The following is a 24,371-nucleotide window of genomic DNA, read 5'->3' as shown; positions in this document are numbered from 1 at the left end:
GATTGGTCTCCTTTAATATGTTATTAGCGTACGCTATTAATTAGTCCGAGCATTTGATCTGCCATCGTAATCGTACGAGCATTAAACTGATACGAACGTTGCGCATTTATCAATTCAGACATTTCCTTAGATAAGTCTACATTAGAAGACTCCAATACGCCACTTTCAACTGCAATATTTGTACGTTCATTATTTGTCATAATATGGGCAATATCATTTTCGTTTGGAAAACCTTGAGCGATATCATCAGCATAACGTAAATATTGGCCGTTATCATTTTTTAGTAGTTGTGGTTTATCAACCTGTACAACTGCTAATTGGCGCTGTGCTGTCGTATTATCTGCATAGGTAACATTCATGATGCCCTCTTGGGTTGTCGTAATCGAAGACACTGCTTTATTGAATGTAATATCATTTCCATTAACATCTGATACTTTATACCCTTCTGCATTTACCAGTTCCGTATTATTGCCTGTCGTTGGTGATAAATAGAAGTTGCCTTGACGCGTCAATAGTAGCTGCCCCTCATTATTCACTGCAAAATACTGATTTTCTTTCGTTAGCGCAAAATCAAGAGCACGTTTTGTTTGTTGCATGCTACCAACCTTGGTATTTAATTGGGTTTGAGCGATTTGTGCCCCTACACCGATACGGATACCAGCTGGTGATTGACGTGGTGCTTTGTCTTTCACATCGTTGTCGAATTGTTGATATAGTAATTCGCCAAACGTGGCATTACGTGCCTGAAAACCTGTCGTGTTGCTGTTGGCAATATTATTGCTGATTGTATCTAATTTATTTTGTAGCTGCGACATCGTATTCGTTGCCGATAACATTGTTCGTAACATTATGTAACGCCTCCTTATACTCTGCCGATTTCATTAACTGCTTTTTCCATGCTACGATCATAAGCTTGCAATACTTTTTGGTTGGCTTCAAAAGCTCTATACGCTGTCATCATATCTGTCATTGTTTGAGCTGAATCTACATTGGATCCTTCCGTATAGCCCTGTTCTGTGCTGAATGAAATATTCGGAACAGTATAAGCGTTTGGTAGATTCGTATTATTTGGTGTGAAAAACAAGCCATTATTTTTTTTCGCTAGTTCATATGGTGTCTCAGAATAGGCGATACCGATGCGTGCCACTCTTTGATTCTCAACGATGATATCCCCATTTTTAGTTACTTTAAAATCATCATTTTGTAATTGAATTCTAGCATTTTCGTCATCTAAAACATAGTTGCCATTAGGCGTCGTCAAAAAACCTTCGCCGTCCAATGTAAAGTTACCGTTACGCGTATATGCTTGGCCACCATCTTCTGCTTGAACTGTGAAAAAGACTGACGCTTGTTCGCCCGTTTCTGCATTCGTTGGAAGATCACCATTTAATAAAGCCAAATCTGTGTTATTTGATGTTTCAACGATAGAACCTTGCATAAAATTAGGTAATGTTTCTTGAAGATAAACACCTGTATTTAGGCCACCAATAGTCTGTATACTACTTGGATTGAAGCCATTTTCTAAAGATGCATTTCCTTTTTTTTGAACGGCTGACATCAGCATATCTGGAAAAGATCGAACGGTGGATTGATCAGCTTTAAAACCGGGTGTATTGGCATTGGAAATATTATTTGATAGCATTTCTGTACGTCTTTGTTGCGCGATCATGCCGCTTGATGCTGTGTAAAAACCTCTAAACATGCATTTCATCCTCTCATTTTTCAATCACTACTATTATTTTCGGCTAAAAGTTATTTATTTGAAATGATATATGCATTATTTAATAGTAATTCCGTACCCTTAATGACACATTCCAACGGGAATTCTGCTCTATGTATGGGCAGTTGTAATTCTTCGGTGAGCAATTCACGAAGACCTGGCATATAAGCGCCACCACCGGTTAGGATGATACCGTGTTCGATGAGGTCTGCTGACAGCTCAGGAGGCGTTATCTCCAGGACACTTTTAATCGCTTGAAGTATGTAGCCAACCTTCTCTTTACAAGCCATATAGACGTCTTGTGATGTGATTTCTGTGCTACGTGGTAATCCACTGACGATATCTCTACCTGTAATTTTTATTGTATCATTTTTTATCCCTAAATAAACCGTTCCTACTTCAATTTTCACTCGTTCAGCTGTTTGTTGTCCAATGATTAAATTCCGCTTCTTTTTGATGTAATTCAGTACATCATTATCAAAATCTGTACCGCCAATTTTCAAGGAAACCGATGAAACAATATCACCAAGCGACAAAATGGCAATATCTGTTGTTCCTCCACCGATATCGATCATCATATTGCCAGCAGACTGACTAATATCAAGTCCTGCTCCGATTGCCGCTACCTTTGATTCACGCTCTACGATGACATCGTTCCGTGCTAGTTTTGCTCCGATATCTTGAATTGTCTTAAATTCTATATTGGTATTATTCGTTGGGCAACAAATTAATACGCGTTTAATTTTACGTTTTTTTATCATGGGTACTTTTGCAAGTAGGGCACTAATGAGTTTTTCCATCATATCTAAATCAGTAATCGCTCCTGACTTTAGCGGACGATATGTTGAGATATTACTAGGAGTTCTCCCTTCCATTAATTTTGCAGCTTCACCGACGGCAATAACTGCTCTCGTCTTGGTGTCAATTGCGATTATGGATGGTTCATTTATGACGATTCCACTCCCCTCTAAATAAACTAAAATATTCGATGTACCGAGATCAATGCCAATATCTTTTACAAACATATTTTTCCCCTTCCTACCTAATAGATTTACTCGAAAACAGAATTTTTTCCGTTTACATTTTTTGATGCACGCTATATTTTAAAGATAGTCGCTTAAAAGCAGTTATTTGCCGCTGTGAGCGCTTTTAATCAATTGATTGAAATAAGGTCGATTCACTATTACAAACTGATTTAAATGCTATTTATGAATGAATTCCGGCTATTTATTCTGTTATCCGGAGGAACAAAGCATTTCCATCAGGTATTGTTTCTTTTCCTATGTCTTTACTATAATCGGCATAGCCTATCAATTATTGATATAAAAAAAGGCAGTAAAGGTTGAAAATCAACCTTTACTGCCTTTTGTATAAGCGAATGAGATAAGTTCATAAGCGTTTTTTAATTAGTTTACTTGAAATTCTTCGACAACTACGTCCTCAGTAGAAACACGTTCGATATCTGCGCCTAATGAAGCAAGTTTTTTGTGGAAGTTTACATAACCACGATCTAAATGTTTCAGTTCAGAAACGCGCGTGATGCCATCAGCTACTAAGCCAGCAAGGATTAATGCTGCTGCTGCACGTAAATCAGTTGCTGCTACTTCTGCACCTTGAATTTCTGATGGACCATCAATAATGACAGAGCGACCATCAATTTTAGCATTAGCATTCATGCGACGGAATTCTTCAACATGCATAAAGCGATTTTCGAATACAGTCTCAGTGATGACACCAGTACCTTTAGCAACTAACATTAATGCCATCATTTGAGATTGCATATCCGTTGGGAAGCCTGGGTGTGGGATTGTTTTAATGTCCACTGCTTTTAATGGATGCGTAGCACGAACGCGTAAACCTTCGCCCTCTTCTGTAATTTCAACACCCATTTCGATCATTTTAGCAATCAATGCTGTCATATGTTCAGCTTCAGCATTTTCTACAAGCACATCTCCACCTGTAATTGCTGCTGCTACCATAAATGTACCAGCCTCAATACGATCGGCAATAATATAATGTGTTGTGCCATGTAATTTTTCAACGCCTTCTATACGAATTTTATCCGTACCAGCGCCAACTACACGTCCGCCCATTTCGTTGATAAAGTTTGCAAGATCAACAATTTCTGGTTCTTTTGCTGCGTTTTCAATGACAGTTGTACCTTCTGCCAGTGCTGCTGCTGTTAAAATATTTTCAGTTGCACCTACACTTGGGAAGTCCAAATAAATTTTTGCGCCTTTTAGACGTCCTTCTGTTCTTGCTTCAACATAGCCATGGCCATTTGAAATTTCAGCACCCATTAATTCAAAACCTTTAAGATGTTGATCGATTGGACGAGATCCAATTGCACAACCACCTGGCATTGCTACGCGAGCATAACCATTGCGTGCTAATAGTGGACCCATAACTAAAATTGATGCACGCATTTTACGTACATACTCAAACTGTGCCTCTGAAGACAATTGTTTTGTTGCATCGATCTCAACCATATTATCTTCGGGAGAGAAAGTTAACTCTACATTCAAGCTTTTTAGTACTTCGTCGATCGTATATACATCTGCCAGGTTCGGAACATTTTTTATAATATTCTTACCTTCTGACGCTAATAAAGTGGCTGCTAAAACTGGTAATACCGCATTTTTCGCACCTTCAACGCGAACATTACCTTTTAAAACGTTGCCGCCTTTGACTATGATTTTATCCATTTTAATATGTCCCTCCAAACTCATATTGTTATCATTTCAGCATTTTTATCTATTTTTAGTAATCCATAAGATTTCTATATTGTATGATGTCATTTTTTAGTAACAAAACAAGTTCAATATTAACCTTTTTTCATTACTTTTACAAGCACCGAATAAACTATTTTCCAAATCTTATTATTGTTACTATAGCCGCTGAAAGGACACCTGAGCACAGCCTCAATTCCCCAATTTAACGCAATACGTATACAGTAAAAATAATACCCATGAAGTAATGACATAAAACTTCTTGCAATTATAGAAAATTTAAATTATTGCCCAGGAAATATCTTATTCGATATGGAAAAATAACAACCTTATTATGACCTAAATTAAGCAATATTACAATTCATTTTATGGTAAATATACATTCATACGTTTTCATATGTCTTATTTAGGTCATATATTATTTACCAAATTACTATATTATTATCTTTTCATATAGAATAAAGTAGCTCTAAAATAAATATTGCAATTGTTGCGACCAGTTAATAAATTGTAAAAAGAAGTTTGATACTGCTGTGCCTAACGCAATACTAACAAAAATCAGTATAATTTGAATATGAAATGTTTTACCCTTTTTAAAGATTTGTTCATAGCGTAAACTTTGTAATGCATAAAAAGATACACCGACAAAAAAGATATGAGAAACTAAACTTAACACTGCATTTGTACCCACCATCGTCGAAATAGAATCCATTGTCATACCCTCCTTATTTAAAAAATGCATATAATCTTATTATCTCAATAAATAGCAAAAAATGCTATTAAAAAAAGCGAGTAGCTAATAGCTACTCGCTTAATTTTGTAATTAGATGTTACCCTCTTTAACGTTGATACGATTCATTGCGCGGTTAAGCGATAGCTTAGCGCGTTGAACATCTGTATTCTCAGAACCTGAAAGGCGTTGTTCGGCACGTTGAAGCGCTTCTTTCGCACGATCAAGATCAATTGAATCAGCAAGTTCTGCAGAAGGACATAAAATTGTAACTTTATCAGGACGGATTTCAACGAAACCGCCTGAAATTGCTACGAATTCAGTTGTCTTATCTTTTTTCAGACGTACAACTCCGATGTTTAACGGTGCTACTGTTGGAATATGTCCAGGTAAAATACCCATTTCACCCGCAGTAGTACGAACGCTAACCATAGAAACTTCTGAATCATATACTGGGCCGTCGGGAGTGACAATGTTGACTACAGTTGTCTTCATATTTTTTCCTCCTCGTCCCTATTATTAAAGCGTTACGCCTAGGCTCTTCGCTTTTTCAATAACGTCATCGATGCTTCCCACTAGGTGGAATGCTGATTCTGGGAATTTATCATATTTACCTTCAAGGATTTCTTTGAAACCAATGATTGTATCTTTCACGTGTACGTAAGAACCTTTTTGACCAGTGAACTGTTCAGCAACGTGGAAGTTTTGTGATAAGAAGAATTGGATACGACGAGCACGCGCAACAGTTTGCTTGTCATCGTCATTTAATTCATCCATACCTAGAATAGCGATGATATCTTGTAACTCGTTGTAGCGTTGTAATGTAGATTGTACTTTACGAGCGATGTCGTAATGTTCTTGACCTACGATTTCAGGCGCTAATGCACGAGAAGTTGAAGCTAAAGGATCTACAGCTGGGTAAATACCCATCTCAGATAATTTACGCTCAAGGTTAGTTGTTGAATCTAAGTGGGCGAAAGTTGTAGCCGGAGCCGGGTCAGTATAATCATCGGCTGGTACGTATACCGCTTGAATAGAAGTAACAGAACCTTTTTTAGTTGAAGTGATACGTTCTTGTAAACGACCCATTTCAGTTGCAAGAGTTGGTTGGTAACCAACAGCAGAAGGCATACGACCTAATAATGCTGATACCTCAGAACCTGCTTGAGTGAAGCGGAAGATGTTATCTACGAATAGTAATACATCTTGTCCCATTTCATCACGGAAATATTCAGCCATTGTAAGACCAGAAAGTGCTACACGCATACGTGCACCTGGTGGCTCATTCATTTGTCCGAAGACCATAGCTGTTTTTGTAATAACGCCTGCGTCAGTCATTTCGTAGTAAAGGTCATTACCTTCACGAGTACGTTCACCAACACCAGCGAATACAGAGATACCGCCGTGGCCTTTTGCGATGTTGTTGATTAATTCTTGGATTAGTACAGTTTTACCTACACCAGCACCACCGAATAATCCAACTTTACCACCTTTAATATAAGGTGCTAATAAATCTACTACTTTGATACCTGTTTCAAGAACTTCAATTGAAGTTGAAAGGTCCTCGAATAAAGGTGCTTCACGGTGGATTGAGTCACGACGTTCAGTAGCAGCAATTTCTGGCTTACCTACTTCTAAATCGATTGGCTCTCCAAGAACGTTGAATACACGACCAAGAGTGATTTCACCAACTGGTACTGTAATTGAAGTACCTTTGTCAGTTACAGCTGCGCCACGTTGTAAGCCATCTGTTGATGACATAGCAATTGTGCGGACAGCATTATCGCCTAAATGAAGTGCAACTTCAAGTGTAAGAACTACTGGTTCTTGGTTAGGCTTTTTAATTTCTACAGTTAAAGCGTTATAAATGTCAGGTAATGTTGAATTGTCGAATTGAACATCGACAACAGCACCCATTACTTGAAGAACGTGTCCTGTTTGCATATACTTTGTCCCCTCCTATCAAAACTTTACAGACGTAATGAAGCAAGCATCCCTATTCTAGGGCTGCTGCTCCACCAACGATTTCTGTAATTTCTTGTGTAATCGCCGCTTGACGCGCACGGTTATACAATACTGTTAAATCGCTAATTAAATCTTTAGCGTTATCTGTAGCGCTTTTCATTGCTGTCATACGAGCAGCATGTTCACTAGCTTTGGCATCTAGTAACGCACCGTATACTAAGCTTTCTGCGTATTGTGGTAACAATACTTGTAAGATTTCTTCGCCTGAAGGCTCGAATTCATACGATGCAGAGTTAGTAGCAGGAGCGATATCAGTGATTGGAAGTAGTTTCTTCTCAACTAAATCACTAGACATAGCACTTACGAAGTGGCTATAGCACACGAATATTTCATCATATATGCCATCTGTGAACATACCAACAGCTTTACGAGCAATCGCTTTAATATCTGAAAATGCAGGTTGATCTGGAAGACCAATCTCCGAATCTACAACTGTATAGCCTGTCTTCTTGAAGAAGTCAGCTACAACGCGTCCTACTGCAAAGATCACTACGTCATCTTTTGTTTGGCCGCGTTTTTCCATACCTTCAAGAGCCTTACGAATAACATTCGTATTGTATGCACCTGCTAAACCACGATCAGAAGTCATTACTAAGTAAGCAGACTTTTTGACTGGACGCTCAACTAACATCGGGTGTGAACCCGCTGGAGTTCCTTGAGCAATAGCAGCTACTACGTCTTGGATCTTCGTCATATATGGAACATATTTTTTAGCATTTTGCTCTGCACGTGCCATCTTAGAAGATGATACTAAATGCATAGCTGATGTAATTTTACTTGTAGATTTTGTAGAGTTAATACGTTGTTTTACCTCGCGTAATGTTGCCACTGGTATTTCACCACCTTACCGTTTATTTTATGTTCAATCGAATACTAAAAATTAAGCTTCAGTTACTGCGAAAGTTTTCTTGAATCCTTCAAGAGTTGCTTTCATATCTTCATCAGCTGGAAGACCTTTAGTATCGCGAATTGTAGCTAAAACGTTTTTGTGGTTTGCATCATTAGCATCTAACCATAGGTTTAATTCTTTTTCAAAACGAACGATATCTTGTACCGGAACGTCATCTAAGAAACCTTTAGTAAGCGCGTAGATAATTGTAACTTGTTTTTCAACTTTAACTGGTTTGTTAAGATCTTGTTTAAGAACTTCAACTGTACGTTTACCGCGCTCAAGTTTAGCTGTAGTAACAGCGTCAAGGTCAGAACCAAATTGAGAGAATGATTCAAGTTCACGGAATGATGCTAAGTCAAGACGTAGCGTACCGGCAACTTTTTTCATTGCTTTAATTTGTGCAGAACCACCAACACGTGATACAGATAAACCTGGGTTGATCGCTGGACGAACACCAGAGTTAAATAAGTTAGCTTGTAAGAAAATTTGTCCATCGGTAATCGAAATTACGTTTGTTGGGATGTAAGCACCGATATCACCAGCTTGTGTTTCAACGAATGGTAAAGCAGTGATTGAACCACCACCGTAGTTTTCGTTAAGACGAGCTGCACGTTCTAATAAACGACTGTGTAGGTAGAATACGTCACCTGGGTAAGCTTCGCGACCTGGAGGACGGCGTAATAGTAATGACAGTTCACGGTAAGCTGCTGCTTGCTTAGAAAGATCATCATATACGATTAGTACATCTTTACCTTGTAGCATTAATTCTTCGGCCATTGATACACCTGCATAAGGAGCTAGGTATAACATTGGTGATGGAGAAGATGCTGCTGCAGTAACAACGATTGTGTATTTTAATGCGTCATGAGCACGAAGAGTTTCTACAACGTTACGTACTGTAGATTCTTTTTGTCCAATAGCAACATAAATACAAACCATGTTTTGATCTGCTTGGTTAAGAATAGTATCGATAGCGATAGATGTTTTACCAACTTGACGGTCACCGATAATTAATTCACGTTGTCCACGACCGATTGGCACAAGTGCATCGATTGCTTTAATACCTGTTTGTAAAGGTTGATCTACTGATTTACGAGCCATTACACCAAAAGCTGGGCTTTCGATAGGACGAGTTTTAGTAGTGTTGATCGGGCCTTCGCCATCAACTGGTAAACCTAAAGTATTTACAACACGGCCAATTAGTTCTTCACCAACTGGAACTTCCATAATACGACCTGTACGACGAACTTCATCGCCCTCTTTGATGCCGGCTGCTGGCCCTAGAATAACAATACCAACATTGTTTTCTTCTAAGTTTTGCGCCATACCAAGAACACCAGTTGAGAATTCTAATAATTCTCCAGACATAACGTTGTCAAGGCCATGAGCACGAGCGATACCATCACCAACAGTGATAATCGTACCGACTTCGCTAACTTGCATCTCAGATTGGAAATTTTCCATCTGCTGTTTAATAAGTACACTGATTTCTTCAGCTTTGATGCCCACGTTTGTCACCTCTTCAAATAAATTTGTGTTTAATTAAGCTAATAATTGACGACGTAAATCGTTCACTTTGCTAACGATTGTGTTATCAAAAATTAGGTTTCCGATAATAACTTTAATGCCACCAATTAATGATGCATCAATTTCGTTCGTAATATTTAAAGAATTCTTGTTTACTTTTGAAGCAAAAGTAGTAGAAATTCTTTGGATTTCTTCGTCAGTAAGTGCTTCCGTTGAGTATACAATTGCATCTTCAACGCCTAATTCATCATTCGCAATACGGATAAATGAATCAATTACACTTACAACTTCATGAATGCGTTTTTTATTCAAAAGAACTTTGAACGCATTAATAATGATTGGCTGTTCTGAGGCAAAAATAGTCGCAATAAGCTCCTCTTTTTTGCTTTGTGAGAACTTAGGATTTTCTAAAAGATTGAATAAATCTTTAGATTGTGTAAAAACAATCTTTGCTTCACGTAGGTCTGCTACTGTTTCTGCAACGACGTTTTTATCCTTTGCCAAGTCGTATAAAGCTTTAGCATAGCGGTTTGCTGCAATGGATTGACTCATCGAGTTTCCCCTGCCTTCGCAATCGTTTCTTCAATAAGAGCACGATTATCTTCTGCTGATACTTCTTTGTTAAGAACTTTTGTTGCTGCCAATACAGAAAGTGAAACCACTTCTTCACGCACAGCTGCGATAGCTTTTTCTTTTTCAGTCTCGATGTCGCGTTTAGCAGATTCTTGTAAACGAACAGCTTCAGCTTTCGCTGATGAAACGATATCTTCTTTTTGAAGATCTGCTTGTTTCTTAGCGTTCTCAACAATCGCTTGTGCTTCAGTACGAGCTTCTTTAAGAAGGCTACGTTGTTCTTCTAATAGTTTACCTGCTTCAACACGATTCTTTTCAGCTGTGTCGATTTCGCTTGCTACTAGTTCTTCACGTTCTTGCATAATACCCATTAACGGACCCCATGCGAACTTCTTAAGAAGAAGCATAAGTACGATGAATACTACTAAAGTTGCGATAATATCACCATAGTTCAAACCTTTTGCGCCGGCTGAACCTAGTGTTAAATATTCAAAAAACACGATTGTTTCACTCCCTTCAAGAGCTTAGAGTCAATATTGATTTGTATAATTGAATCTTAGTTAAGATTTGTAGTCTAAAGGAATTTACGTTAGTCGCCTAACATAAAGGAAGGCGAAGTTTCTCATTCAATAAGTCTCCGCCGTTAAAACAATTAAGACACTATTAGTTTTTGTTCATTACGATGAAAGCGATAACTACTGCGATGATTGGTAATGCTTCTACTAAAGCGACACCGATGAACATTGTTGTTTGTAATACTCCACGTAATTCTGGTTGACGAGCGATACCTTCTACTGTTCTACCTACGATAAGACCGTTACCAATACCTGCGCCTAGTGCTCCTAGACCAACTGCGATTGCTGCTGCGATTAAACCCATTGTAAATTTTCCTCCTTGGAAATGTTGCTATATTTTTTTTGTGGTTGTTGCTACTTAACCGAAGTTAAGCAATGTTTATACTTAATGGTCTTTAGTCACTTTATGCGACATATAAACCATTGTTAACATAACGAAAATGAATGATTGGATTGCTCCGATAAAGATTGAGAATGCTTGCCATACCATCATTGGTACTACTGCTGCGATAAAACCTGCGCCCGACCACATAGTAGCCATACCAGCTAATAACCCTAGTAATACTTCTCCGGCAAAAATGTTACCGTATAGACGTAAACCAAGCGTTAATGTATTGGCAACCTCTTCAATGAGTTTAATTGGTAATAAGAATGCCATTGGAGACACGAATGTCTTCAAGTAACCTTTCATACCAAGCTCTTTCGCACCGTAATAGTTCGAAAGTAATAAAATCATTACTGCCAATGTTAGTGTGATAATTGGATCTGCTGTTGGTGATTTCCACCATAGGTACCCATCCCAAGAAATTGAGAACGGAAGCCCTAACATGTTTGCCACGAAGATAAACATGATTAAAGTGATTCCCAACACGTGGAATTTACCACCAGTTTTCCAATCCATGTTGTTGCCGATAATTCCTTTAACGAAATCCATAATCCATTCCATAAAGTTTTGCATACCAGTAGGTTTAAGTTTCAGACTGCGTGTTGCAATCATCGCTATTGCGAAAACGATAACGGCTGTGATGACAAGCATCATTACGTTTGCTGGATTATAAGTGATTCCGAACAATTCCCATTGAGGATTTAAATGATCCACTTTTTAGTTCACCTCTCTTTCAAATGCACTTTGCTTATTTAGTTTTCGAATGAACTATGATCCTATCTACAAAAAGTAGAATGTACGGAATCATTAATCCAATGACAGTACTAGCTACATTAAAGTATTCCGTCCAAGTGATAGCAATTGCTGCCGCAAGGATGGCTGAAGCGTAGCGTATCAGGGTGCCTAAAGATTTAACCTTTTGGCCCTCTCGTGTCTTACGATCAAAGCTTTCCATTCTTCGGATCAGGTTCCAAAAATTAAATAGACCGCAAAGAGCACCTAATGCGAGACCGGCAAACACCACTTGATATGGCGAAAAGCTCCAACCGATTGCACAAACTAATAGCAAGAACAGAATCAACGCGATTTGTCTTTTAAAAATTCGATGCATTTCTACCATTGGTCTTTAATCTCCTGAATCTTTATTTCGAATGATGGATAAAAAAGCTGACCATCGGTTTGGACTTTTCATATATCGTTATTCCTATAACAATATATAAAATGGACACTTTAACTAAGTTAAAAATTGCTTAACTTTTTCAGAATCCTAAATGCGATAATAGCTTGTAAATATGAAGAACCACTGCTTCATGTGTGAACCTTTTAACATAAACACTGTCAAAAGAGTTAAAAGCCATGGGAACGTCCTGTTTTAGACCAAAATCCATAAAAAAATAGGTATGGCTTGATATTCGGACATTAAACCCCTATCATTCTTACCCTTTGTTAGCATACAATAGTGAATATTTCATGTCAATTGGTTATACGGAAAAACTTCACATAGCGTTCACTTTTGTCAAATAGTCGACAAATTTGAGAGAAATGCCGATAAACTTCTGAAATTATATCGATAATCTTTAAATAAACAGACTCTTTCATAACAATTATTCGTAAATAGCTATTTAGCAGAGTTGGTTTTTACTTTTTAAGAAAATCGAGTAATGCATCGACAATTCTTTCAGATGCGTGCCCATCTCCATAAGGATTGGAAGCTTGCGACATATTCGTATAAAGAGTCGCATCATCCAATAATTGCTTTGTTAAAGTATAAATGCTCTCTTCATCTGTACCAGCAAGTTTTAATGTTCCTGCCTCGATGCCCTCTGGTCGTTCCGTTGTATCTCGCAAAACGAGTACTGGCTTCCCAAGTGAAGGTGCTTCTTCTTGCACGCCACCTGAATCGGTTAAAATCATATAGGCACGTGAAGCGAAGTTATGGAAATCGAACACTTCGAGTGGTTCTATTAAATGCACACGAGGGTCAGCACCTAAAATAGCATGTGCGATTTCACGTACTGCTGGATTTAGATGCATCGGATACACGACTTGCACATCTTTATATTCCGCTAAAATACGTTCGATTGCATTGAACATATTACGCATAGGATCGCCTAAATTTTCTCTGCGGTGTGCAGTTAATAAAATCATACGGTCATCGCCAATTTTATCGATAACATCATGTGAATAGTGGTCTGCAACGGTTGTCTTCAATGCATCAATCGCTGTATTCCCCGTCACATATATACTATTTACGTCTTTATTTTCTTTCAAAAGATTCTGCTTAGATTGTTCGGTCGGTGCGAAATGAATATCTGCGATGACACCTGTCAACATGCGATTCATTTCCTCTGGATAGGGAGAATATTTATCGCCAGTTCGTAAACCTGCCTCCACATGACCTACTGCAATTTGATTGTAAAACGCTGCGAGGCTCGCTACAAAAGTGGTTGATGTATCGCCATGTACAAGAACGATATCCGGTTGTGCTTCCTTCATAATACGATCCAAACCTTCCAAACCACGCGTAGTCACATCGATTAATGTTTGACGATTCTTCATGATATTCAAATCATAATCTGGAACGATTTTAAAAGTTTCTAACACCTGATCCAACATTTGACGGTGCTGTGCGGTAACGGCCACAATCGTCTCTATTTGATCCGATCTTTGTTGTAATTCTTTTACTAGTGGAGCCATTTTTATCGCTTCTGGTCTCGTACCAAATACTGTCATTACCTTCAACTTTTTCATCTCTATCCACACCGCCCTGTTAAATTATTTTGTACCGAATAAACGGTCACCCGCATCGCCAAGGCCCGGAACAATATAGCCGTGGTCATTTAATTTTTCGTCTAGAGCAGCGATGTAGATATCGATGTCTGGGTGCATTTCTTGAATTGCTTGAACGCCTTCTGGAGCAGCGATTAAGCACATGAAACGAATGTTTTTAGCGCCGCGTTTTTTAAGTGAATTAATTGCTTCGATAGCTGAACCACCTGTAGCCAGCATCGGATCGACAATAATAAATTCACGCTCTTCGATATCAGCAGGGAATTTTGCATAATACTCTACTGGTTTTAAAGTTTCAGGGTCGCGATATAAACCAATATGAGCTACTTTTGCAGCCGGAATTAGTTTTAACATACCATCTACCATACCCAAGCCTGCACGTAAAATTGGTACGATCGCCATTTTTTTACCTGATAAAACTTTTGTTTTTGTCATCTGAACTGGCGTTTGAATTTCCACTTCTTCTGTTTGTAAATCACGTGTAATTTCGAATGCCATAAGCGTTGCCACTTCGTCAACTAACTCACGGAATTCCTTCGTACCTGTTTTCACATCACGAATAAATGATAGTTTGTGCTGAATTAATGGATGGTCGAATACGTATACTTTGCCCATTTTGAATCTCTCCCTACATTTGTTTATCTAAACTATTATAACAGATATCAATACATTCACCATGTCAATATTTTCATACAAATTCTTTTCTTTCTTTTTTTCACGTCTATTCTTTCTTTTTTTAAACCATCACAAAATATTCATTTAAATAGAAGAAAGTCGTATTAAAAAGAAAAAAGTATACGTAAACAGAATATTTTTTCTTTTAGAAAACATGAATATTGACGATTTTTAAAACTTTTTTAATGACATGATGAACAGGTTGCTACGCTTAACTTTTCTTCTACATAGTAAAAAACACTCCGCCCTTTAATATGCAGAGTGTTGGTCATGCACTTATATCATTACGTTTCTTGATGATCCTTGGCATGCATGAATAGATTCACCGTTACTAAAAGAATACCAATAATAAAAACAGTACCTCCACCATCTACAAAAATCCTCATATATGGACGCAATGGTTTGGAGTAAATTGAATACATACCTAGCAATAAGAATGGTAAACCGATGTGATAAAACCAAAAAGATAATCGTGCGAGTAAATGAGTCGCAGCTTCTTCATAGCGCGCATAGATCAGCCCAATAACCACTGTCGTCAACCATCCGACTACTAAAATATGCGCATGTGTAGCCTTCCATTGAAGCTGAATTGTTAAATGCATATAAACACCAAAAGTTAAACCAACCAGGAAATAAATCATTGAAATCTTAACCCATAATGCTGAGAAATTTTTCATAATTCTTCTCCCCCTCTTTTAAATGTATAATATTTCCATACAATTCGATTATAGATGTATTACCACTTAATGGAAAGTATTTCGCACTATAATCCTCCATTCATTAAAATAGTGTACGGTCACTCGTTTTTTAACAAGCCTTGCCTTGCTTTCTATTTCCTTAAAATACTGAAACAATTTATTTCCCAGGCAATAAAAAACGAATGCTCCTAAAAAAGCCTATGTCATTCGTATATTTTATACAGCTGACTTGATTCTAAGTGCAATGATACATCATAGTATTATTACGGATTATAGAGCGTATGAACTGCACACTCAACTTGCATCAATATTATGTAGAGAATCCAAACAAAAAAGTAGCAGCACAATTGCTTGTGCCGCTACTTTTTGTTTATTTATTCATTAATCAACATAAATTGGATGCGCTGCAGTCAATGCTTTAACGCGTTGACGAGCTTCCACTTTAGCTGCTTCGTCTTCTGGATTCTTAAGAACTAATGCCATGATTGAAGCAATCTCTTTCATGTCTTGTTCTTTAAAGCCACGAGAAGTAATCGCTGGTGTACCAATTCTTACACCCGATGTTACGAATGGTTTTTCAGGATCGAAAGGAATCGCATTTTTATTTGCTGTAATTTGCACTTCATCAAGAAGAGCTTCAGCAACTTTACCCGTTAAGTTTAGCGAGCGAACATCCACTAGTAGTAAGTGGTTGTCAGTACCGCCGGAAACTGTGCGGATACCTTCTGCTTCGAGTGATTCACCTAACACTTTTGCATTGGTGATTACTTGTGCTGCATACTCTTTGAACTCCGGTTGTAAAGCTTCGCCAAATGCTATTGCTTTAGCAGCGATTACATGCATTAATGGACCACCTTGAATGCCTGGGAAAATTGATTTGTCGATTTTCTTAGCCCATTCTTCTTTACACATAATCATACCGCCACGAGGGCCGCGTAATGTTTTATGTGTCGTTGTCGTTACGAAATCCGCATACTGTACTGGATTTTGGTGAAGACCCGCTGCTACAAGACCAGCGATATGAGCCATATCAACCATAAATAATGCGCCTACTTCGTCAGCGATTTCGCGGAATTTAGCGAAGTCGATTGCACGAGGATAAGCCGATGCTCCCGCTACGATTAGTTTAGGTTTGTGCGCCAATGCTTTTTCGCGAACATCAGCATAGTCGATAACATTTGTATCTTCTGTCACACCGTATTCAACAAAATTGTATTGCACGCCTGAGAAGTTTACTGGACTACCATGCGTTAAGTGTCCACCGTGAGAAAGGTTCATACCTAGTACAGTATCCCCTTGTTCAAGAACAGTGAAATAAACTGCCATATTCGCTTGTGCACCTGAGTGAGGTTGTACATTGACATGTTCTGCGCCGAAAATTTCTTTTGCACGATCGCGCGCGATATCTTCGATTACATCAACATGCTCACAGCCACCATAATAACGTTTCCCTGGATATCCTTCAGCATATTTGTTTGTTAAAACTGAACCCTGTGCTTTCATTACCGCTTTTGACACGATGTTTTCTGAAGCGATTAACTCGATATTTTCTTGTTGACGAGTAAATTCTAGTTCGATTGCGTCAAATACTGCTTTATCTAGATCTAATGATGCAAGTTTTTCCATTTCTCTTTCCCCCTAAATTCTACTAGTCTATCGTATATACAGCTCGTTCTCCGCCTATACGCTTCGGACGAGTGCTTGCAACTGTAACGATCGCTTCACCAATTTGTTTGATAGAAGTTCGTACAGGAACTGCCACTTTTTTTAAATGCATACCAATTAATGTCTGCCCAATATCCACCCCGGCATGACCTTGTGCTTCTTCAACAACGATGGGATCATCCAGCTGATTATACGCATATGTGGACATAGAACCACCCGCTGTTACTACTGGAATCACGGCTACTTCCTCCAAATCATAACGCGCTGCTGTCGCTCTCTCCATCGTTAGTGCTCTATTTATATGTTCGCAACCTTGAAAGGCCAAAGCAAGATCATATTCCTTGGCAAATACTGATAGCGGTTTATACAGTGCCTCTGCAATCTCCAGACCACCCGCTGTACCAATTTTTTTGCCCTTCACTTCAGATGTTGAACAACCAACGATAAACAGCTGACCTTTTTTAAGCGGAGTTTGCTGTGCAAATTCGGACAATAAAGTCGTTAAGTCACGCGTAACTTGCTGTAAATTCTCCATAGCTATTCGCTCCTTCGTTATTCTTCTAAAGCTGAAATTTTTTCGATTCGACGTTCATGACGACCGCCTTCAAAATCCGTTTGTAACCACGCTGAAACAATTTCACGTGCAAGGCCAGCGCCAATAACGCGTTCGCCCATCGCAATAATATTGGAGTCATTATGACAACGAGTTGCTTTAGCCGAAAAGACATCATGTACTAAAGCACAACGAATACCTTTTACTTTGTTTGCTGCGATTGACATACCAATACCTGTTCCACAAATTAAAATCCCTTTATCAAATTCCCCTGTTGCCACACCTTGTGCTACTGGTAAGGCATAATCAGGATAATCTACTGAGCGATCGTCTTTTGGACCAAAGTCTTCATACGTAAAGCCTAGTTCTTCTAAAAGCTCCATAATTTCTTTGCGTAGGTTATTACCACCGTGATCGGATGAAATTGCGATTTTCAACGTAAATCCCTCTTTTCAATTGTTTAAATTCATCATTAGTGTACCATTAATAAGCCTATAAAGACATAATTATTAGCTCAAAAATACGTTTAAATAGCTGAAAGACGAACTTTAATAACGTTTAATATGTATATAGTTAAGAAGTAAATCGCTTTCAGTAATTTGAATCGTGTTATACGATTCACAATTGCTATTTTACCGAACTTTACACTGTATTACAACAATATAATTTTTATATTAAGAGGAATTCATTGCATTGTATTGAGAAATAACACTAAAAAATGCCATACACAACGAGGATTCGTGGCATGGCATTTTTTAGCATTAGTTAAATTGTTGAATTGTTTTATGCAACTCTTTAGATTGTTGTTGCAAATGACGTGATAACTCTTCCATTTGTGAAATAGAGCGCACTTGCTCATCTGTTGAACTGCGTACTTCTTCTGCCCCTGCAGATGTTTCTTCCGCAATGGCTGCAACTTCTTGTGATTCATGTGCTGTTCTCTCAATATTATTGAATTGTTTTTCGACGAATTGTGAAATTTCATCTACTGAAGCCGCCATCTGTTTCACCGTTGAATTCATGCCATCAACAGCTTTCGTCGTATCGGATACCCGCAACATCTCATGTTCGGCAATTTTCACTTGTGTTGTCATCTGATCGACAACCCGTACGACATCTGCCTGCATCACTTGAATTAACTGGGCAACTCCTTTTGCAGCATCTGCACTGCCATCGGCTAACTTGCGCACTTCTTCTGCTACGACTGCAAAACCCTTGCCATGTTCGCCTGCACGCGCTGCCTCGATTGAAGCATTTAATGCCAATAAATTGGTTTGCTCTGCAATTGAACCAACTAATTGGATAATATTTTCTACTTCATTGGCATTATGCTCTAGTTGATGGATGTCTTTTAAAGCTTTTTTATTACCACTCGCTATTTCTTCAATACCGTTTACTAACTCACCAATCACGGTCGTTGTTTTTGTCAATTCAGTAATCATTTGATTAGAGTAAGTCGACGATTTTACCGCATGCTTATTGACCTCTACAGCTAATTCTCGTACATCTTCCATCGATTCTGCCGTATTTTGAATTGCTTCTGCTGAACCAATAGCTCCTTCAGAGATTTGTGCGATTGTCTGCGCAATTGCATCGGATTGTTGAAGTGCTTCCTTTGATTCCTTGGACAATGATTGTACGGTGCTATTCGTCTGTTGAAAATTATCATCAATGCTGCTGACCATCTGACGAAGATTAGCTAACATTGACTCAAAAGCTACAGCCAAAGATCGAATTTCATCATGTGATTTAGGTAGATTAATGGTTTGATGAATATTACCTTTTGCAGCTTCTAAAGCAACCTTCTCTAATTGTTGAAGGGGCTTAACAATAAAGAACGCTAACACGCCTGCAAGAATCCCCGACCATAATATACCTAAGCTAAATGTAATCACAGCAAATGTTAATGTACTAAAATGCGGGAAAAATTGTGGCTGGATGTATTCGATAAAAACTAAACTTGTGCCATATGTTATGACTGCCAATACGACAACAAAAAGAATAAGTTTTTTTCTAAGACTAAAAGAATGTGTGTTTTTCATAGATTACTCCTCCAAAATTTTCAATTGGAGTGCGTCAATAAGTTGCTGAAGCTCCTTAAAGGTTTGTCGATACACTTCTACACTGCCGCCATATGGATCTGACACATCATAGTTTGATGCATCGACGTATTCTTTCAATGTAAATGTTTTGTCAGCTACTGCTGGATATGCTTGCAAAACAGCCTGTCTATGCCCGAGCGTCATCGTTAAAATCAAATCGGCTTTTGCCAATTTTTCTGCATCGATTGCGGACGTCGTATGATCAACTTCTATATCATTTTGCATTAAAACTGTTTGTGCATTGCGAGAAAGCTCGCCCCCATCTTGAGCAAAAACACCGGCTGAAGAGACTTCAACATTTTGAAGATTTTTATTTTTAAGGATGGCCTCCGCCATAGGACTTCTGCATGTATTACCTGTACAAATAAAATAAATATTCATTGTGCACCCCTCTATAGTTAAATTATACTTCAACATACAGTATAAATGATACATTTTTTAAACATAAATAATCATTTTTCTATATCTAAAGAATTACTAACGACATAATTATCAAGATATTACTATTAATAATAGGCGTGATTTCTAACTTTAGCATGGTCATACAAATACTTGGCGAACGGTAAATGACCACAGCTCTTTAGAATCCATCCCCAAACCTAATGTATGATAAGACTGGATATTATCTAACATTAAAGCCATTGTTTGTGCGCGTAAAATAATATGTTCTTCTTTTATTAAATCGAATTCCTCCGCTTGTTGCAAGATTTGTGCAAAGCCTGTGATAAACGATTGATGTGATTGTTTAATTTTTTCCATATAGGTCTCATCTTTTTCTTCCATACGTTTAGCATACAAAGTAAATTCATTTAATAAATTTAATATAATATTTTGTTCTTCTATTTCTTCTATAAATTGATGGCCTCCACCAATTAAATAAGCTTCAATTGTCGTTTGTGTTAATTTTTCTTTTTCAAAATAAGCATCAAATGAATAATCATCAAAAATATAATCGAACACTTTATGCACAAGTTCTTCCTTCGATTTAACATAGTAGTAAAGCGATGGCTTCGTCATTTTAAGCGCATCTGCAATTTTAGAAAAACTTGTTTTATGAATACCGTCTTTCGCGAAAAAATAAATGGAAACATCGAGTATTTTTTGATAGGTTTCCTCACCCTTTGACATTGTCATCACTCCTTTTTTACCTAGCGTTAAGTAATTTAAACATGTTTTTCACTTTTTTGTCAATATAACTTGCCCGCCCAGCACAAAGTAAAAAACTCAAGTACAACGCACTATATGCGCTACACTTGAGCTGTTCATCTGCTAATTAATCTATCGCATGAAACCATTGATTGCCTGCTGCTTTTTCAAGTCGATTCATAATTGCTGAACCCATACCATCTAAAGAAGTAACTGTCGCGAGAACGAGATCGACTGTCGTCGCATCGCAAGCACGTAATGCTTGAAATAAATGTGCTGCCATATCCGCTTGCGTATCTTCGCCAAAAGAAAAGAAATAGTCAGCCTGTTCATTTGCATATAATTCTGGGGCTAATAGCGCTACCGTTTTATGTTGCGCATGAATTTTATCAATTGCCTCTTTAATGGCTGCCTCATTTTTTTCAATTAAATAAACAGGTGCATCTGGTGAATAATGTTTGTATTTCATACCAGGTGCTTTTGGCGCGCCCTCTTGTTGCTCTATATGATTTGGTTCATTTACTGGACCAATCACAGCTTCAATCATATCCTTTGTCACGCCTCCCGGACGTAAAATTGTCGGTATTTGTAACGTCAGATCAATCACCGTTGATTCTACACCAATGCCCGTTGCACCACCATCTAGTATGAGTGGTATGCGCCCGCGAAGATCCTCTTCTACATGAATACCTTCAGTCGGACTCGGTTTGCCACTCCGATTGGCAGATGGCGCTGCAATGGGTTCACCAAGTGCACGTAATAAGCCTAAAGCTACTGGATGATTTGGCATACGTAATCCAACAGTTTTTAGTCCAGCTGTTACTTTTGTCGATAAAACATTCTCTTTCACTTCACAAATAATTGTTAATGGACCTGGCCAAAAAGCTGCCATACATTGTTTCGCCTGATCACTAATATTCGTCACATAATGTTCTACTTCTTCAATGGTACCAATATGGACGATTAATGGATTATCTGATGGACGTCCTTTTGCTTCATAGATTTTTAGTACAGCTGCATCACTCGTCGCTATACCACCTAAGCCATAAACCGTTTCTGTTGGAAAAGCGACAACTTCACCCGATTTTAACAAATCCACAGCCTGTTGATAATTTTTTACATTATTCACATCTTTATCCATATTTTTTCGTATCGTGTCCATTGTTTTACCTCCCTAGCAGAGCAAGTTTTCAGAAAGTTATACACAACTGTATATGTTCTAACCATTTTTGTGGATAATTCAAGAAATTTTGTGCATAACTTTTTATTTTTCACTCTTTATATTTCATTATTTATATTTTTTATTCTAAAATGAGTCCTTTGAACCCTTTACAAAGCTTGTCAATACGCCATTTTTAGCAATATAGAGCGTTTACCCCTCAAATAATTATGGTATTATTTTTCGTAAAGGAAATCTCCTTTACAGCTGTGGATAACTATTGCAATTCACAGAAAACCATTCGATTATTCCCATTTAAATCGGCTAAAATCTCTACTTTACCTGTTGGGAAATGACTTTTCAACAGGTTTTCCACAGCCGGACCTTGTAAATAGCCAATCTCAAAACCTATTAGTGCTTTATCGTTTAAAATTGTAGCAAGTTGTTCACAAAGTTGGCGGTACAACTGCAATCCATCTTCCTCCGCAAATAAAGCACCATGTGGTTCATGCTCCAAAACAACATCATCCATTAATTTTGCTTCATCAAATGCAATATACGGTGGATTAGACAGTACAATATCAAATTTCTGTCCTTGAAGAGGTGCTGTTAGATCACCTTGCAAAAAATGTACCTTAGCCTCTAACTGTGTTGCATTTTCACGTGCAACAACAAGTGCCTCTGCACTTAAATCCGTTGCCGTGACATCGAGCTGCGGTAATTCTTTTTTCATCGACACAGCAATCGCACCACTACCTGTCCCGATATCAGCTAAAGCCAAGTTCTCTTCATTACCAAAGAGTAACGGTATACGACGTAATGTTTCTTCGACAAGTTCTTCTGTTTCAGGACGTGGAATAAGTACCGACTCTGTGACATAAAACTTACGACCATAGAATTCCTCATACCCCATGATGTATTGCGCTGGTTTTCCCGCTGCATGTTCTGCAATATAATGCTGAAACCTGCTAAAATCCTCTTTACTAATCGGTTCCTGCATCTTGAATACAAGACCTGTATAATCGACATTTAGCACATGCTGAAGTAGTAAGCGTGCAGCATTTGCCTCACGATTTTGTTCCTCTAAATAAGAAGAAGCCCATTTAAGGGCCTCAAAGACAGTATTACATTCTTGGTTCATTTAATTGATCCAGCTTCTCTGCTTGTTCTTCCATGATTAATGCATTGATAATTTCATCGAGCTTACCTTCGATAATTTGATCCAATTTTTGAATTGTTAAACCAATGCGGTGATCCGTCACGCGGTTTTGTGGGTAATTATATGTGCGAATACGTTCAGAACGATCACCTGTACCAATAATTGATTTACGCTCAGCATCGATTTCACTTTGTGCTTCTTGACGTAATTTATCAAATACACGTGTACGTAAAACTTTCATCGCTTTATCGCGGTTTTTCAATTGCGAACGTTCATCTTGCATAGCTACCACTACACCCGTTGGAATATGTGTCATACGTACGGCAGATGCTGTTTTATTGACGTGTTGACCACCAGCGCCTGATGCGTGATAAATATCTACACGAATATCTTTATCTGCTAATACTAATTCTACTTCTTCTGCTTCTGGCATAACAACAACTGTAGAAGTTGATGTATGCACACGACCTTGTGATTCTGTTTCGGGTACGCGTTGTACACGATGAGCGCCACTTTCATATTTAAAACGGGAATATGCACCCTGTCCTGAAATCTGGAAGACAATCTCTTTATAGCCGCCAAGCTCTGTCGGGTTGGCATTCATAATTTCAATTTTCCAGCCCTGCGTTTCCGCATACTTGCTATACATACGGAATAATGAGTTAGCGAATAATGCTGCTTCGTCGCCACCAGCAGCGCCACGAATTTCCATAATCACGTTTTTACTATCATTAGGGTCTTTGGGAATAAGCAGAACTTTTAATCTTTCTTCAAATGCCGGAATTAATGCTTCAAGTTCTTTTAATTCTTCTTTTACCATATCCTTCATATCAGGATCTAATTTTTCATTTAGCATTTCTTTGGCTTCGGCAATTTGCTCTTTTGTTGATTTGTATTCACGATACACTTCTACTGTATCAGAAATATCCGATTGCTCTTTCGAATACTGTGCTAATTTTTTATTATCCGATACAACATCCGGGTCACTTAATAATTCATTTAATCTTTCATATCGATCTTCAACTGCTTGCAGGCGATCAAACATGTAATTCACCTTAACCTTTCTTATTTCGCTATCTATTTTATCTTGTCTTTACGAGTTTATATATGTTCCTATAATAGTATAAAGAAAAAGAGAGCCTCTTGCTACTCTAATGAAAAAATTCTTTTAGAAATGAGACATTTCCTACAAATAAAGCATATGCTTTTTTCATAGCGATGTCTTTTATAGTCGCTCAACCAAACCTCCGATTGATTCGCTTTATTTA

26 protein-coding genes are annotated in these 24,371 nt (G+C 38.0%); all 26 read right to left on the bottom strand.

Annotated features, from left to right (window positions below):
* Nucleotides 1-23: 23 nt before the first annotated feature.
* Nucleotides 24-848, bottom strand: coding sequence for a flagellar hook-basal body protein (locus tag DEX24_RS09660; RefSeq protein WP_109306226.1), 825 nt, complete (start codon nt 846-848; stop codon nt 24-26).
* A gap of 14 nt (nt 849-862) precedes the next feature.
* The gene (locus DEX24_RS09655) at nt 863-1,702 is read right to left on the bottom strand and encodes a flagellar hook-basal body protein (RefSeq protein ID WP_109306225.1); all 840 of its coding nucleotides are present in this window, start codon (nt 1,700-1,702) and stop codon (nt 863-865) included.
* 50 nt (nt 1,703-1,752) lie between these two features.
* Nucleotides 1,753-2,745, bottom strand: a complete 993-nt coding sequence (gene mreB / locus DEX24_RS09650; RefSeq protein ID WP_109306224.1) for a rod shape-determining protein — start codon at nt 2,743-2,745, stop codon at nt 1,753-1,755.
* Between the two features lie 381 nt (nt 2,746-3,126).
* Entirely contained in the window at nt 3,127-4,425 is a 1,299-nt protein-coding gene (gene murA / locus DEX24_RS09645) for a UDP-N-acetylglucosamine 1-carboxyvinyltransferase (RefSeq protein WP_109306223.1), read from the bottom strand.
* Between the two features lie 493 nt (nt 4,426-4,918).
* A complete protein-coding gene (locus tag DEX24_RS09640) occupies nt 4,919-5,161 on the bottom strand; it encodes a DUF1146 family protein (protein WP_109306222.1) in 243 nt (80 codons plus the stop codon).
* A 111-nt stretch (nt 5,162-5,272) separates the two neighbouring features.
* Complete coding sequence (locus DEX24_RS09635; protein WP_109306221.1) at nt 5,273-5,674, bottom strand: F0F1 ATP synthase subunit epsilon; 402 nt, start codon at nt 5,672-5,674, stop codon at nt 5,273-5,275.
* A 24-nt stretch (nt 5,675-5,698) separates the two neighbouring features.
* On the bottom strand, nt 5,699-7,123 hold the full coding sequence (gene atpD / locus DEX24_RS09630) for a F0F1 ATP synthase subunit beta (RefSeq protein ID WP_109306220.1): 1,425 nt from the start codon (nt 7,121-7,123) through the stop codon (nt 5,699-5,701).
* A 52-nt stretch (nt 7,124-7,175) separates the two neighbouring features.
* Nucleotides 7,176-8,033 carry an ATP synthase F1 subunit gamma gene (atpG, locus tag DEX24_RS09625; RefSeq protein ID WP_109306219.1) on the bottom strand — a complete coding sequence of 286 codons (858 nt, stop codon included), beginning with the start codon at nt 8,031-8,033 and terminating at the stop codon, nt 7,176-7,178.
* Between the two features lie 51 nt (nt 8,034-8,084).
* Nucleotides 8,085-9,605, bottom strand: coding sequence for a F0F1 ATP synthase subunit alpha (atpA, locus tag DEX24_RS09620; RefSeq protein WP_109306218.1), 1,521 nt, complete (start codon nt 9,603-9,605; stop codon nt 8,085-8,087).
* Between the two features lie 33 nt (nt 9,606-9,638).
* Nucleotides 9,639-10,175, bottom strand: a complete 537-nt coding sequence (locus DEX24_RS09615; RefSeq protein WP_109306217.1) for a F0F1 ATP synthase subunit delta — start codon at nt 10,173-10,175, stop codon at nt 9,639-9,641.
* Nucleotides 10,172-10,696, bottom strand: a complete 525-nt coding sequence (gene atpF / locus DEX24_RS09610) for a F0F1 ATP synthase subunit B (protein WP_109306216.1) — start codon at nt 10,694-10,696, stop codon at nt 10,172-10,174. The genes DEX24_RS09615 and atpF overlap by 4 nt, the downstream gene beginning before the upstream one ends.
* Before the next feature lie 163 nt (nt 10,697-10,859).
* The gene (gene atpE / locus DEX24_RS09605) at nt 10,860-11,075 is read right to left on the bottom strand and encodes a F0F1 ATP synthase subunit C (protein ID WP_109306215.1); all 216 of its coding nucleotides are present in this window, start codon (nt 11,073-11,075) and stop codon (nt 10,860-10,862) included.
* A gap of 81 nt (nt 11,076-11,156) precedes the next feature.
* Complete coding sequence (gene atpB, locus DEX24_RS09600; protein ID WP_109306214.1) at nt 11,157-11,870, bottom strand: F0F1 ATP synthase subunit A; 714 nt, start codon at nt 11,868-11,870, stop codon at nt 11,157-11,159.
* A gap of 34 nt (nt 11,871-11,904) precedes the next feature.
* Nucleotides 11,905-12,276: an ATP synthase subunit I gene (locus DEX24_RS09595; RefSeq protein WP_109306213.1), complete on the bottom strand. Its 372-nt coding sequence runs from the start codon at nt 12,274-12,276 to the stop codon at nt 11,905-11,907.
* Between the two features lie 518 nt (nt 12,277-12,794).
* On the bottom strand, nt 12,795-13,907 hold the full coding sequence (gene wecB, locus DEX24_RS09590) for a non-hydrolyzing UDP-N-acetylglucosamine 2-epimerase (protein WP_109306212.1): 1,113 nt from the start codon (nt 13,905-13,907) through the stop codon (nt 12,795-12,797).
* 24 nt (nt 13,908-13,931) lie between these two features.
* Nucleotides 13,932-14,561 (bottom strand): uracil phosphoribosyltransferase, encoded by a 630-nt coding sequence (gene upp, locus DEX24_RS09585; RefSeq protein WP_109306211.1) that lies wholly within the window; start codon nt 14,559-14,561, stop codon nt 13,932-13,934.
* Nucleotides 14,562-14,905: 344 nt separating this feature from the next.
* Entirely contained in the window at nt 14,906-15,298 is a 393-nt protein-coding gene (locus DEX24_RS09580) for a hypothetical protein (protein ID WP_109306210.1), read from the bottom strand.
* Between the two features lie 402 nt (nt 15,299-15,700).
* Nucleotides 15,701-16,945: a serine hydroxymethyltransferase gene (gene glyA / locus DEX24_RS09575; RefSeq protein ID WP_109306209.1), complete on the bottom strand. Its 1,245-nt coding sequence runs from the start codon at nt 16,943-16,945 to the stop codon at nt 15,701-15,703.
* 22 nt (nt 16,946-16,967) lie between these two features.
* Complete coding sequence (locus DEX24_RS09570) at nt 16,968-17,519, bottom strand: TIGR01440 family protein (RefSeq protein ID WP_109306208.1); 552 nt, start codon at nt 17,517-17,519, stop codon at nt 16,968-16,970.
* 17 nt (nt 17,520-17,536) lie between these two features.
* A complete protein-coding gene (rpiB, locus tag DEX24_RS09565; protein WP_109306207.1) occupies nt 17,537-17,974 on the bottom strand; it encodes a ribose 5-phosphate isomerase B in 438 nt (145 codons plus the stop codon).
* Nucleotides 17,975-18,298: 324 nt separating this feature from the next.
* Nucleotides 18,299-19,579 carry a methyl-accepting chemotaxis protein gene (locus DEX24_RS09560; RefSeq protein WP_109306206.1) on the bottom strand — a complete coding sequence of 427 codons (1,281 nt, stop codon included), beginning with the start codon at nt 19,577-19,579 and terminating at the stop codon, nt 18,299-18,301.
* Between the two features lie 3 nt (nt 19,580-19,582).
* Nucleotides 19,583-20,020, bottom strand: a complete 438-nt coding sequence (locus DEX24_RS09555; protein WP_109306205.1) for a low molecular weight protein arginine phosphatase — start codon at nt 20,018-20,020, stop codon at nt 19,583-19,585.
* A gap of 159 nt (nt 20,021-20,179) precedes the next feature.
* Entirely contained in the window at nt 20,180-20,767 is a 588-nt protein-coding gene (locus DEX24_RS09550) for a TetR/AcrR family transcriptional regulator (RefSeq protein ID WP_170112906.1), read from the bottom strand.
* A gap of 145 nt (nt 20,768-20,912) precedes the next feature.
* The gene (locus DEX24_RS09545; RefSeq protein WP_109306203.1) at nt 20,913-21,947 is read right to left on the bottom strand and encodes an L-threonylcarbamoyladenylate synthase; all 1,035 of its coding nucleotides are present in this window, start codon (nt 21,945-21,947) and stop codon (nt 20,913-20,915) included.
* A 274-nt stretch (nt 21,948-22,221) separates the two neighbouring features.
* Nucleotides 22,222-23,085 (bottom strand): peptide chain release factor N(5)-glutamine methyltransferase, encoded by an 864-nt coding sequence (prmC, locus tag DEX24_RS09540; protein WP_109306202.1) that lies wholly within the window; start codon nt 23,083-23,085, stop codon nt 22,222-22,224.
* On the bottom strand, nt 23,069-24,148 hold the full coding sequence (gene prfA, locus DEX24_RS09535; RefSeq protein WP_109306201.1) for a peptide chain release factor 1: 1,080 nt from the start codon (nt 24,146-24,148) through the stop codon (nt 23,069-23,071). Before prfA ends, prmC begins: the two co-directional genes overlap by 17 nt.
* Nucleotides 24,149-24,371: the final 223 nt, after the last annotated feature.

This window comes from Kurthia sibirica, assembly GCF_003143975.1.
Taxonomy (GTDB): domain Bacteria; phylum Bacillota; class Bacilli; order Bacillales_A; family Planococcaceae; genus Kurthia; species Kurthia sibirica.
Note: the sequence above shows the minus strand (reverse complement) of the source record. Positions and strands in the feature narration are given on the sequence as shown.